Origin of the sequence: Sandarakinorhabdus sp., assembly GCF_031422795.1 — a bacterium.
Classification (GTDB): domain Bacteria; phylum Pseudomonadota; class Alphaproteobacteria; order Sphingomonadales; family Sphingomonadaceae; genus Sandarakinorhabdus.
The window spans coordinates 1-13,524 of the sequence record NZ_JANPML010000001.1 but is presented as its reverse complement, the minus strand read 5'-3'; the positions used below and the strand labels follow the sequence as shown (position 1 = coordinate 13,524).

General features: G+C 65.0%; 8 protein-coding genes and 1 tRNA gene. 3 read left to right on the top strand and 6 right to left on the bottom strand.

Annotated features, from left to right (window positions below):
* Positions 1-27 precede the first annotated feature (27 nt).
* Positions 28-729, bottom strand: coding sequence for a PEPxxWA-CTERM sorting domain-containing protein (locus tag RMO81_RS00045; RefSeq protein WP_310473677.1), 702 nt, complete (start codon positions 727-729; stop codon positions 28-30).
* A 483-nt stretch (positions 730-1,212) separates the two neighbouring features.
* Here RMO81_RS00045 and RMO81_RS00040 point away from each other — a divergent pair, with 483 nt between their 5' ends.
* Entirely contained in the window at positions 1,213-9,792 is an 8,580-nt protein-coding gene (locus tag RMO81_RS00040; protein WP_310473676.1) for a GH36-type glycosyl hydrolase domain-containing protein, read from the top strand.
* Positions 9,789-10,058, top strand: coding sequence for a hypothetical protein (locus tag RMO81_RS00035; RefSeq protein ID WP_310473675.1), 270 nt, complete (start codon positions 9,789-9,791; stop codon positions 10,056-10,058). Before RMO81_RS00040 ends, RMO81_RS00035 begins: the two co-directional genes overlap by 4 nt.
* Before the next feature lie 482 nt (positions 10,059-10,540).
* On the opposite strand, the gene RMO81_RS00030 is transcribed toward RMO81_RS00035, so the two are convergent.
* Positions 10,541-10,630: transfer RNA gene (locus tag RMO81_RS00030), tRNA-Ser, on the bottom strand.
* A gap of 231 nt (positions 10,631-10,861) precedes the next feature.
* Here RMO81_RS00030 and hspQ point away from each other — a divergent pair.
* On the top strand, positions 10,862-11,224 hold the full coding sequence (gene hspQ / locus RMO81_RS00025; protein ID WP_310473674.1) for a heat shock protein HspQ: 363 nt from the start codon (positions 10,862-10,864) through the stop codon (positions 11,222-11,224).
* Here hspQ and RMO81_RS00020 read toward each other — a convergent pair.
* From RMO81_RS00020 to RMO81_RS00005, 4 genes are all read right to left on the bottom strand, one after another.
* Positions 11,221-11,709, bottom strand: a complete 489-nt coding sequence (locus tag RMO81_RS00020) for a demethoxyubiquinone hydroxylase family protein (protein WP_310473697.1) — start codon at positions 11,707-11,709, stop codon at positions 11,221-11,223. The genes hspQ and RMO81_RS00020 overlap by 4 nt on opposite strands.
* A gap of 47 nt (positions 11,710-11,756) precedes the next feature.
* Complete coding sequence (locus RMO81_RS00015) at positions 11,757-12,236, bottom strand: disulfide bond formation protein B (protein WP_310473673.1); 480 nt, start codon at positions 12,234-12,236, stop codon at positions 11,757-11,759.
* A gap of 13 nt (positions 12,237-12,249) precedes the next feature.
* Positions 12,250-12,831 carry a DedA family protein gene (locus RMO81_RS00010; protein ID WP_310473672.1) on the bottom strand — a complete coding sequence of 194 codons (582 nt, stop codon included), beginning with the start codon at positions 12,829-12,831 and terminating at the stop codon, positions 12,250-12,252.
* A 78-nt stretch (positions 12,832-12,909) separates the two neighbouring features.
* The coding region (locus RMO81_RS00005) for a S41 family peptidase (protein ID WP_310473671.1) at positions 12,910-13,524 on the bottom strand (615 nt) is incomplete at its 5' end.

Genomic DNA, 13,524 nt, shown 5'->3' with positions numbered 1-13,524 from the left:
TCCCCCCGGGGGCGGGGGGAATGCCAATCAGGCAGCAACCGTGGCGCGGCCGGAACGGCGACGCGCCGTGATGCCCACTAGGCCAAAGCCGGCCAGCAGCATGGCCCAGGCCGAAGGCTCGGGTACGCCGCCAGTGCCGCCCTGGTCATCGGATCCGGCGAACGAGCCAGCGATATTGGCATCGAACGGCGTGCCAAAGCCATTGGCCGCGACGGTGAAGGCCGGCGTCAGCGCCGTGAAGGCCAGCGAGAAGTCCTTGAAGTCAAAGGCCGGCAGGTTCAGCACGTTGGACGTGTAGCTGATCGGATTGCCGGGATCGGTGGAGATCAGGCTGGCCGAACCGCCGGTACCATCAAAGCTGAAGGTGGCGTTGGCGAAATTGACGTCCAGAAAGGCGCTGGTGGCATCGCCAAATCGGATGTTACCGGTCCAGCCGAGCTGCTGGAACTGTGGACCAAGGCTGGTGACCGCGGCCATCGAGGTTGCGGCCATCGTCATCGTGGTCGGATAGAAGCCAAGCGGGCCAAAGGCACTGATGACGAAGAAGACCGGCGATTGGGCGATGGTCAGGCTGTTGCCGCCAGCAATCGAACCATATTGGGCGATCTTGCTGGAGGTCTGCTGGGTGAACTGCGCAAACGTCACCGAGCTGGTGTCGACTGCGAGGGCCGGAGCGGCGAGGAGCGCGGCTGCCAGCGCTGTGCTGGCAATGTTTCTTATGGTTCGCATGAGGAAAGCCCTTGGCTTTTGCTCCACCGGAATGACGGAAGCGTTAAGAAGCCATGACTTGGGCTGCGCGCTGCAGGCAGCGACGGAATCTACCGTGTCACCCCGGTTCTGGCCTGGGGAATTGCCGCAACAGCCGCTCATGGCCCGCCATCAACTTCAAGGAAAGCGAGCCGCGTCGGTTTCAGACGGTTCTCGGCCACCGTCCTTCCCCGCTTTCCCCACGGCGTTCCCCCGCAACATCCTTGGGACTTTGGGCAACCGCGTGGCACTATTGGAGTGGCCTGACCTGCTTCAACACTCAATGAAAAGGCCGTTTTGGGCGCGGCTTGGACGCCGCACGCCGCCTGCGGACGCGTCGCGGGCGCTGGCAGAGGGCTTCTCCTGCCGTTTGCGGAACTTCTGCCCGCGGTGTTGGTTATAGAGCCACGGACAGCACCGTCCGCAACGCGATAGGCACAGGATGATGGATGTGCGCAGCCCGACATGGCCGGGGCGCAGGCTGTTGGGCGCCCGCACATCGGTTTCCAGGCGCAGGTCACGGTGGCGGCCATGATCGGTGGTCTGTTCCGCCCGCGCCCGTCGCCGTGGTTTGGCGAAAAGCCGATCCGCGAGGAACTATTCGGGGTTGAGCGCCTGGAGGATCACGCCCGCAGCCTGGCGTGGGCGCAGGCTAGCGATGCCGGGCCACGGCGCGGCGTGTCCCTGAGTGCCCGGTTGGCCGACAACGAGACGCGGCTGCGGCAGACGTTCCGGGCGACGATGCTGGCCCTGCAGGCGGCAATGCCCATCACGCCGGCGGCCGAATGGCTGGTGGACAATTTCCACCTTGTTGAACGCCATATCAGGGATGTGCGCGCCAATCTGCCGCCGGCCTTCTATCGCCTGCTGCCCAAGCTGGTCGCCGGCCCGTTCGTGGGCTTCCCGCGCGTGTTCGGCATTGCCTGGGCCTATGTCGCGCATACCGACAGCCGCTTCGATGCCGAAGCGCTGACAGGCTTCATGCGCGCCTATCAGGAGGTGCAGCCGCTGACGATCGGCGAATTGTGGGCGGTGGCCACAACGCTGCGTATCGTGCTGATCGAGAATTTGCGCCGCTTTGCCGTACGGATCGAGCATAGCCAGGCAGATCGCCAATCCGCCGATGCGCTTGCCGATCGCCTGCTGGGCGTCGAAACCGGGGTCGCCGAGCCGGCAGCCGTAGTGCTGGCCAGCCATCAGGGGCCGGCTTCCGATGCATTCGCCGTGCAATTCGTGCACCGGCTGCAAACCCACAGCGACGGCGTTGCGCAGGCGTTGACGTGGCTTGATGCAAGGTTGGCCGAACGCGGGACCAACAGCAACGCCGCGATCATTTCCGAGCAGGAACGCCAGATCGGCGCCACCGTGACGGTGCGCAACATCATCACCAGCATGCGGGTGATGGCGGAAATCGACTGGTCGGTCTTGTTCGAGAAAATGTCGCCGGTCGATGATCTGCTGGCGGCGAACGACACCTATCGGGCAATGGATTTTGCCAGTCGCAACCATTATCGCACCGCCATCGAAGCCCTGGCGCGAAGCTCGCCGCTGTCGGAAATCGAGGTTGCGGCGCGCGCGTTGCAGGCCGCTGCCAAGGCGCGGTTTGCCGACGGCACGATCGATCCGCGTCGCGGCGATCCCGGCTATTATCTGGTGGCCGCTGGCCGGCCGCTGCTTGAGGTGCAGATTGGCTATCACGCGCCCATCAGGGTCTGGCCGCGCCGATTGAGCCGCCGCCTGGGCCTGCCCGGCTATGGCGCGGTGATCATGGGGGTGGCCGCGCTGATCCTGCTGGTTCCGGCCCTGGCGCTGATCGGCCTGCAGATCGCGCCGGCCTGGGTGGTCTTGCTGCTGGCTCTGGGTGCCATACCGGCGCTTGATGCCGCAGTGGCCCTGGTCAACGCCGGGGTGACGCGCGCCATTCCGGCCACCTTCCTGCCAGCGCTGGAATTGCGGCACGGCGTTCCCAAAGATCTGCGGACACTGGTTGCGGTGCCGGTGATGCTGACATCAGCGCACGGCATTGCCGAACAGATCGAGACACTGGAAATCCATCATCTCGCCAGCCTGGAAGGCGATGTGCATTTCGCACTGCTGTCGGATTGGGGCGATGCGCCTGCCGAAACACAGGAAACCGATGCCGCGCTGCTGGCAATGGCCAGCGCGGGCATTACCCGGCTGAACGCGCATTATCCGGCCATCGCCGGCGGGGAGCGCTTCCTGCTGCTGCACCGGCGGCGGCAATGGAGCCGCAGCGAAGGCGTATGGATGGGCTGGGAGCGCAAGCGCGGCAAGCTGCAGGAATTGAACCGGCTGCTGCGTGGGGCCAGCGATACGAGTTTCATCACGCCCGCTGGTCGGGTGCCAACGGTGCCCGACAATGTCAGGTTCGTCGTCACCCTTGATGCCGATACACGGCTGCCGCGCGATACGGTGCGGCGCCTGATCGGCAAGCTGGCGCATCCGCTGAACCAGCCGCGGTTTGATCCCGTCAGCAGGCGCGTGGTTGAAGGCCATGGCCTGTTGCAACCGCGGATCACGCCGGCGCTGGCAATCGGCCACGAAGGATCATGGTTCCAGCGGCTGTTTTCCACCCACAGCGGCATTGATCCTTACGCAGCGGCGGTTTCCGATGTTTATCAGGATCTGTTTGGCGAAGGGTCCTACGCCGGCAAGGGCATTTACGATGTGGATGCGTTCGAGGCAGCGTTGGCCGGGCGAGTGCCGGAATCCACCCTGTTGAGCCATGATCTGTTCGAAGGCGTTTTTGCCCGTGCTGGCCTCGCCAGCGACGTGGAGGTGGTAGAGGAATTCCCCGAGCGCCATGACGTTGCGTCGCGCCGTTATCATCGCTGGGCGCGGGGTGACTGGCAGTTGCTGCCTTGGATTCTGGGGTTGAGGCGCGGTGCTGGCGCCGCCTTGCCGATGACCGGCCGGGCCAAGATGATCGACAATCTGCGGCGCAGCCTGACGGCGCCGGCCGTTGTGGCGGCGCTGTTTGCCGGCTGGCTGTTGCCTCTGCCAGCGGCACTGTTGTGGACGCTGTTCCTGTTGCTGGTGCTGGCCGTGCCGGCGCTGATCCCGTTCCTCGAAAGCCTGCTCAGATGGCCAACGGGCGTAGCCGTTTCTGCCCAATTGCGGGCGCTTGGTGCCGATTTGCGATTGGCGTTGGCGCGCTGGGGGTTGGTGGTCATGTTCCTCGCCGATCAGGCCTGGCTGATGGGCGATGCCATCGCGCGCACCCTGATCCGGGTCACGATCACCCACCGCAACATGCTGGAATGGATTCCGGCGGCGCAACTGGCCGATGCGATGCGGCTTGATACCCGCGGCTTTTACGGGCGCATGCCGGGCGCCATCATCCTGCCCATCATCGGGCTCGGTCTTGCTATCGCCAGCGGGGAGGCAAGCTGGCCCGTGGCGCTGGCGTTCGCGCTGTTGTGGGTTGCATCGCCAGCGTTGGCCTGCCGGATCAGCACCCCGCCGGTGCTGCCGCAACGGCTGAGACTGGATGCGGCTGACAGCAAGCAACTGCGGCTGATCGCGCGGCGCACCTGGCGCTATTTCGAGTTCGTGGTGACCCCGGCCGACAATATGCTGCCGCCCGACAATTTTCAGGAAGACCCGGCAGCAGTCATCGCGCGCCGCACGTCGCCGACCAATATCGGCCTCTACCTGCTGTCGGTGGCGAGCGCCCGCGATTTCGGCTGGATCGGTACGCGCGAGGCGATCGATCGACTGGAAGCGACCATGGCGACGCTGGCGCGGCTGCCGCGCTGCCGGGGGCATTTCTACAATTGGTACGACACGCGTGATGGCCGGGTGCTCGATCCGCCCTATGTGTCGTCGGTGGACAGCGGCAATCTTGCCGGCCACCTGATCGCGCTGGCCAATGCCTGCAACGCGTGGCGCGAACAGCCGCAAGGCGATGCGGCCCGCCTTGCCGGCGTGCATGACGCCCTGGCCATCTTCCAGGCGCTGCCCGGCACCAGCGCAGGGCCCGCAGCGGCCGCCGCGGCGCTGACGGCAAGGCTGCAAGCCGCGGCCGATGGCGGCGTGGATTGGCACGATCTTGGCCTCGCCGTCATGAACATCGGGGCAACGCTGGCCGAGGCTGTGTCGCAGGATGATGATCATGACCGACTGTTCTGGCTGGCCGCCGTGGGCGCTGCCATCGACAGTCACCAGCGCGATGCGCAGCCGGATGAAGAGCCAACCCACACCGGTGCGCGGCTGCTGGCGCTGGCGGCAGACGCGCGTGCCATGGCGATGGCGATGGATTTTGCCTTCATGCTGCACCCGGATCGCAAGCTGCTGTCGATCGGCTATTCGGATGCCACCGGCGCGCTCGATGAAAACCACTATGACCTGCTGGCCTCCGAGGCCCGGCTCGCCAGCTTCTTTGCCATTGCCAAGGGCGATGTCCCGGCCCGGCACTGGTTCCGCCTGGGCCATGCCGTCACGCTGGGCCCAAGCGGAACCAGTGCCGGGCCGCTGCTGGTGTCGTGGTCGGGTTCGATGTTCGAATATCTCATGCCGGCGCTGGTCATGCGCCCGCCGGCCGGCAGCCTGCTGGAACGCACCGAGTGCCGGGCGGTGGCGGCCCACATCGAATATGGCAAGCTGCATGATCTGCCGTGGGGCATATCGGAATCGGCGTTCAACGCCCGCGATCTGGAACTGACCTATCAATATTCCAATTTCGGCGTGCCAGGCCTGGGGCTGAAGCGCGGGCTGGCAGACGATCTGGTGGTTGCGCCCTATGCCACCGCGCTGGCGGCCATGGCGCAGCCGCACGCCGCCATCGCCAATTTCAAGCGCCTCGACGCGGCGGGCGCGATGGGGCGTTATGGCTATTATGACGCGCTGGACTTCACGGCGTCGCGGCTGCCGGTCGGCCGCAGCGTGGCCATCGTCCGCAATTTCATGGCGCATCACCAGGGCATGACGATCGTGGCGCTGGCCAACACGGTGTTGGGCGGCGTCATGTGTGATCGCTTCCATGCCGAACCATTGGTGAAAGCCGCCGAACTGCTGCTGCAGGAACGCATGCCGCGCCTGGTGGCGGCAACGCCAATCGCTGCTGCCGATGAAGCCCAACCGGCCACGAAGACGCCGTTGATCAGTCGATCCATTGGCCGACAGTTCGCGACGCCGCACACGCCGGCGCCCGCAACCCATCTTCTGTCCAACGGCCGCTACACACTGATGATCACGGCGGCCGGATCGGGTTACAGCCGCTGGCGCGACACGGCCGTCACCCGCTGGCGCGAAGACCCGACATGTGATGATTGGGGCTCCCATATCTATTTGCGCGATGCCGATAATGGCGAAATCTGGTCGGCCGGGTTCCAGCCGGTCCGCCGTGAACCGGACAGCTTCGCAGTCAGTTTCAACGAAGATCGCGCCGAATTCGTCCGCCGCGATGGCGATCTGACCACCAGCATGACCGTGCTGGTTTCGGCAGAGGACGACAGCGAGGTGCGGCGCGTTTCGATTGGCAATGCTGGCAGCCAGGTACGCACCGTCGAGATCACATCGTTTGCCGAACTCGCGCTGGCCCCTCAGGCCGCCGATGTGGCCCACCCGGCCTTTTCCAAATTGTTCATCGAAACCGAATGTCTGCCTGGTGGCCATGCCCTGCTGGCGCGGCGCCGCCAGCGCGACCCGGCTGACCGCGAAACCTGGGCCGCGCACCTGATCGTGGTGGACGACAAGGCCGTCGGTTCGTGCGAGTTCGAAACCGATCGCGCCCAGTTTCTTGGCCGGGGCGGCAATGCCCACCGGCCGCGCGCCGTTGCCGATGGCCGATCCCTTTCAGGCTCGCACGGCGCCGTGGTCGATCCGGTGTTTGTGTTGCGCACCCGTGTGCGGGTGGCCCCCGGTGAAACGGCCCATGTGGCGTTCTGGACGATGGCGGGCTCCAGCCGGCAAGCGGTTCTGGAGATGATCGACAAGCACAGCGCGCCAACCGCCTATGAACGCGCGGCCACGCTGGCCTTCACCCAGGCCCAGATCCAGCTCCACCATCTGCGGCTGGGTGCGGGCCAGGCCGCCCAGTTCCAACGGCTGGCCGGGCACATGCTGTTTGTTTCGGCCAGCATGCGGCCGGGTGCAGCGGCCATCGCGCAAGGGACCGGCCCGCAATCCTGCCTGTGGTCGCTGGGCATATCCGGCGATTTACCGATCATCGTGCTGCGGATCGCGGATATCGAGCAACTGGCCGTGGCACGCGAACTGATGCAGGCCACCGATTATTGGCGGATGAAGCAGCTGCCGTTCGATCTGGTGATCATCAACGAACGCGGCACATCCTATGTTCAGGATCTGCAAAGCGCGCTGGAGGGCCTAGTGCGGGCCAGCCAGTCGCGCGCGCAGTTCGGTGAACGCAGCCCTGGCACGGTGTTCGTGTTGCGCGCTGATCTTGTTCCCGATCCGACCCGTGATCTGCTGCTGGCTGTGGCGCGGGTTGTGATCGATGCGCACAACGGCCCGTTGGCCAGCCAGCTCGATGCGCGGCGTGAACCGGCGCTGCGCCGGCGCCCGCCGCGCGTGGCACTCGCTGCGAAAGCCGATCGCCCGGCCAGCCTGCCGGCGCTGGAACTGTTCAACGGCATCGGCGGCTTTGCGAAGAATGGCCGGGAATATGTGATCGTGCAGGGACCCGGCCAGACGACGCCGTTGCCGTGGATCAACGTGATTGCCAACCCCGATTTTGGTTTCCAGGTTTCGGCCGATGGCGCCGGCTTCACCTGGGCCGCCAATAGCCGCGAACACCCGTTGACGCCGTGGTCCAACGATCCGGTTGGCGATCCGGCCGGACACGCCTTCTACATCCGCGATGACGATGATGGCGCGCTGTGGAGCCCGACTGCGGCACCGATCCGCGATCCCGCCGGCACTTATGTGGCGCGTCATGGCTGGGGCTACAGCCGGTTCGAATATGCCGTGTCGGGGCTGGAATTCGGCCTGATCGAATATGTGCCCATCGCCGATCCGGTGAAGATTTCACGGCTCACCATCCGCAACAGGTCCGGGCGGGCGCGGCGGCTGACGGTTGCGGCCTATGTGGAATGGGTGCTGGGGCCGTCGCGCGCCGCCGCTGCCCCGTTCACCGTCACCCGCATCGATCCGGCCAGCGGCGCGATGTTCGCCGGCAATGCCTGGGTTGCGGGCTTTGCCGGCCGCACCGCCTTTCTTGATCTGGGGGGGCGGCAGACCAGTCAGAGCGGGGACCGCCGGGAATTCATCGGGCGCAACGGCGATATTGGCGATCCGCTGGCGATGGCCAGCCAGTCCCCCTTGTCCAACCGCGTCGGGGCCGGCCTTGATCCCTGCGGCGCGATGCAGACGCACATCGAACTGGCCGAAGGCGCCAGTATCGAGATCCTGTGCCTGCTTGGGGAAACGGATGGCGACGCCGCCGCGCGCGCGCTGATCGAACGCTATCGCACCGCCGATCTTGATGCCGTGCTGGCCGAAGTGACCGATGATTGGGCCGAAGTGCTCGGCGCGGTGCACGTCACCACGCCGGACCGTTCGCTCGACATCATGCTCAATGGCTGGCTGCTCTATCAGACGCTGGCTTGCCGCATCCGGGCGCGCGCCGGCTTCTATCAGGCCAGCGGTGCCTATGGTTTCCGCGACCAGTTGCAGGACGTGATGGCGCTGGCCACGGTGCGCCCCGCTATCGCCCGCACCCAGATCCTGCGCGCGGCGGGTCGGCAGTTCATCGAAGGCGATGTGCAGCATTGGTGGCTGCCGCAAGCCGGCAATGGCGTGCGCACCCGCTTTGCCGATGATCGCGTCTGGCTGGCGCTGGTGACGGCGCATTATCTTTCGGCAACCGGCGATGCCGCGATCCTGTCGGAAGAGATTGCGTTTCTCGAAGGCCCCTTGCTGGCCCCGGGCGAAATGGAGAATTTCTTCCATCCCGGCATCAGTAACACCTCGGCCAGCCTGTATGAACATTGCGCGCGGGCGCTGGATGCCAGCCTTGCGGTCGGGGTGCACGGCCTGCCGCTGTTTGGCGGCGGCGACTGGAACGACGGGATGAACCGGGTTGGCCATGAGGGGCTGGGTGAAAGCGTCTGGATGGCCTGGTTTCTTGATGCCAGCCTTTCGGCGTTTGTACCGATTGCTGCCGCCCGCGGCGACACGGCGCGGGTTGCGGCGTGGACGGCCCATGCCGCCGCCCTGCGCGCCACGCTGGACGGCGAGGCCTGGGATGGTGACTGGTACCGGCGCGGCTGGTTCGACGATGGCTCGCCGCTGGGATCATCGGCGAGCGAGGAATGCCGGATCGATTCCATCGCCCAATCCTGGGCGGTGATGTCGGGCGGCGGCGATCCGACGCGGGCGCGCCGCGCCATGGCTTCGGCCGCCCGCGAGCTTGTTTCGACCGAAACCGGGCTGGCGCTGCTGTTTGCGCCGCCGTTCGATCACACGCCGCTCGATCCCGGCTATATCAAGGGTTATCCGCCCGGCATCCGCGAGAATGGCGGGCAATATACCCATGCCGCCCTCTGGTCGGTGATCGCCTGGGCCATGCTGGGTGATGGCAATCAGGCGGGCGCGTTGCTCGCCATGCTCAACCCGATCAACCACAGCCTGACGCCGGCCGAACTCCATCGTTACAAGGTGGAGCCTTATGTGGTCGCCGCCGATATCTATTCGCGGCCGCCCAATGTCGGGCGCGGCGGCTGGACCTGGTACACCGGGGCGGCGGGCTGGATGCAGCGGGCTGGACTTGAACATCTGTTGGGCGTGCGCATTCGCGACGACTTTCTGGAGATCGACCCCTGCATTCCCGATAACTGGCCCGGCTTTGAGGTCACGCTGCGCCACCTGGATTGCCGGTACGAAATCAGCGTCTCCAACCCCCACCGCGTTTGCCGCGGCGTTGCCGCCGCCGAGGTGGACGGGGTGCCACACCCGCCCGGCCCAGCTGGCCCCCAGTTTCGCGTCCCACTACGCCTCCCGCTCAAACGCGATGCGGCGGGCAGCGTGATCAGGATTATTTTGGGTTCGCCGCAAAACCAGTGAACGAAACCGCCGGTCACGCGTTTTGCCTTCATGTGCTGTGCAGATCAGGAGGTGCCGCCATGATTGTTTTTGCCATTGTCAAGGAACCCTATGGCTGGGCGGTTCGCCGCGATGACTGCATGATGATGCCCGCCACCTGCCGTGCCGCCGCCATTTCCGCGGCCGAACGGATGGTGCGCGCGCTCAGCAACCAGGGCGAGCGGGCCGTGCTACAGTTTGAAACCGCAGCAGGAAATGAAGCCCTTGCGAGCCATCACGCTGGCTGAACCGGAAAGCCCGCGAGGCCGATATCAGAGCCAGCCCCTTTCATCACATCATGTCGGTGCTGGCGCCGTGCAAGACAACGCCCCTCCAACAGCCATGGGTCTGCGATCAGAGTGTTGACCGCTTTGCCAGCGGAACGATTCCACGCCCGACATTCTGCAATCGGCCCAAACCTGGTTATTCGACAGGATCGCTCGGCTACACGCCCGAATGTCGGCCTGTGCCGAAAGCTGACATTCGGCGAGCCCGCCAGAAATCGCTGAGATGTCCCAGACCCGGTCGTACGAACAAGAGCCATCCGCCGTCCGCTTTCGGGCAATCAGGGAACTGGCTAAGACGACCAATGTAGGGCGCGAAGCAGACCCTCTTCAATGCTGTAGAGCCCGGTTGAGCTCCGATTTATGGCGAGCACGGTGACAGTTGCGCTTTTCTTTCAGACATATTCGATATTTTATCGTTTATTTTCAGATATTACAGTGAATATTGGCGGAGAGGGTGGGATTCGAACCCACGGTACCCGCTAGGGCACAACGGTTTTCGAGACCGTCCCGATCGACCACTCTGGCACCTCTCCGCGAAGCGAGCCTGCAAGAAATCATCCTTGGCGGGCAGGTCGAGCGGCGGCGTATAGCGGAGGGGGCGGGGCCTGCCAAGCCCGGCTTTGCGGCATTTTGCATGCGCTGCCGCGACACCACACCCCTTCACGCCAGCGCGCGAACGCCTATATTGCAGATGGATGACGTTGCGTCGTCACCATGATTGCAGGAAAAAGCTCATCAACCCGATGCCGCCCGAGTGGAAACCGATGATCGTTCGCCCCGATCCGAAAGCCCCTGTTGAAGCGCCGACTCCGGCGACCTTCACCATTGGCGATGTCGTGCGGCACCGGGTGTTCCCGTTCCGCGGCGTGATCTTTGATGTCGATCCGGTGTTCAACAACACCGAGGATTGGTGGCAGTCCATCCCGGAATCGATCCGGCCGCACAAGAATCAGCCATTCTATCACCTGTTCGCCGAGAATGAGGAATCGGCCTATGTCGCCTATGTCAGCCAGCAGAACCTGCTGCCTGATGGCGATGGCGGCGGTATCGGCCATCCGGGCGTGGGCAAGATGTTTTCCGGCCGAGTGGGCGGCCGTTATCAATTGCGCGACCAGATCCGCAATTAGAGCGTTTTCGCGACGGCAATCGCGGCGCGGCAGCCGGTGCGGATGATCGATTCCATCACCGGGAAAGCGCTACCGCCGGTGTGGGCAGCGGCGGCCTCGCGGTGCTCCACCTCGTCAGCGCGATAATCGTCGATCATCGCCTTCAATTCCGGGTCGCTACCGTCGGCCAACGCGTCGGTCTGTTCGCCATAATGTTCGTCGATCACGGTTTCCACCGCTTCGGTGCAGGCCATCGCCGCCTTGGGGCCGAGCAACGCGGTACCGGCACCCAGCGCGAAGCCGGCAACATGCCAGAACGGCCCGAACAGGGTGGGCCGCACGCCGCGCTGCGCCATGATGGCGTTCATGCCATCCAGGTGGCGCTGTTCCTGGTGCGCCATGTGGCGAATCTCGCCAGCCAGCTTGTGGCGGCCACTCATCACAGCCAACTGCCCGGCATAGATGCGCGCCGCACCGGTTTCGCCGGCCTGATCGACCCGGATCATGGCACGCGTGTCGTGGTGCCGATCTCCGGGCAGGTGACGGCGCGGTTTCAACGGACGATCTTGGGGGGCTTCAGCATCAGCCACGAGGCAGCTCCAACCAGCAGGAACGAAATAACGAAGTTCCATCCTGCCATGGAAACGCCAAACATCTGCCAGGGTATGGCGTCGCACCGCACCAGCGGCTGCGCCAGAATATCCGCCATCATCGTGGCCGCATCACCGGCCAGCGGCGGGGCCGTGCAGCGGGTGAGGCCCTGCCACCATTTCAGTTCCACCCCGGCGTGATAGAGGGCGAGGCCGGCATTGCAAGCAAGGGCGAGGACGGCCACCCAGGCCGTGGCGGTCACGGCTGCGGCGATGGCGGGCTTGCGGCGCGCCACCACGCCCAGCACCAGTGCATCGGCGGCAAAGAAGGCCGTCGCCATCAAGGCCCAGCGCTGCCACCAGCACATCTCGCACGGGTTGAGGCCAGCGATATGTTCAAAGCCGAAGGCGCCGGCCAGCAAGGCCAGACTGCCCACCAGCACCAGCTTCGGCGCCCTAGAAGGCATATCTGACCACGACGAAGCCGCCGACGAACAACGCCGTTGCGGTGATCGCCAGCGCGTTGAAATAGCGATCGATCAGATCCTGCGCCTGTGCCCCGAACCGCCGCAGAACCAGCGCAACCAGGAAGAAACGCCCGCCGCGCCCCAGGATGGAAGCGGCGATCAGCACCGGGATCGACAGCGAAACCGAACCAGCCGCAATGGTTGCGACCTTGTAGGGGATGGGCAGGAAGGCAAAGGCCAGCATCCACAGGAAGCCATTGGCCTTGATGTCGGCAGCGAACGCCACGAACTTGTCTTCATAGCCATAAAGGCTGAGCAGTGGCACACCGATTGTCTTGTAGAGCACGGCGCCGATCAGATAGCCGAGCAGCGCGCCCGCTACCGAAGCGGCCGTGGACACCGCTGCATAGCGCAGCGAGCGTTCCGGCCGCGCGATCGACATCGGGATCTGCATGACATCTGGCGGCACCGGGAAAAAGCTGCTGTCGGCAAAGCTGATGCCCATCAGCCAGCGTTCCGCACCCGGGCCGGCAGCCTTGGCGAGAGTCCAATCATAAAGGCGACGCAGCACGGCGGGCGAAATCCTTCGCGGATGAAGCTGTGGCTGACTTAACCGGCGATTGTGACGTCTGCAATAACCACGGCGCAATCACCGGGAAGCGGTTGTGGGGGCGGCGCGAGCCGAAGCGCCAGCGGCCACCTGAACCGCCGGCGGGGCCGGCGGGGCCAGGCGACCCAACAGCCGGATGGCATAATCCTGCTGATAATCCAGCACACCCTTGGCCTTCAGATCCTCGGCCTTGGCGACGAAGCGCGGATCGGCCAGGCCGTCCTGCTCGACCAGCTTGGCGGTGGAATCCTTGATTTCGTTGATCAGATGCTTCTTCAGATCGGCCTCGCGCAGCGGCTTGCGATCGGCCACGCGCGGATCGGAAAGCTGCGGCACCTGGATATCGGGTTCGATGCCATTTTCCTGCACGCTGCGGCCCGACGGAGTGAAATAGCGCGCCGTCGTCAGCCGCAGGGCGGTTTCCGCCGACAGCGGATAGACGGTCTGCACGCTGCCCTTGCCGAAGCTGCGCTGGCCCAGCACGATCGCGCGGCGATGATCCTGCAGGGCACCGGCGACGATTTCAGCGGCAGACGCCGTGCCTTCATCGACCAGCACCACCACCGGCTTGCCGTCGGTCACATCGCCGGCCTTGGCGAAATAGCGATCAACATCGTTCTTGGCGCGGCGGCGTTCCGACACGACTTCACCGGC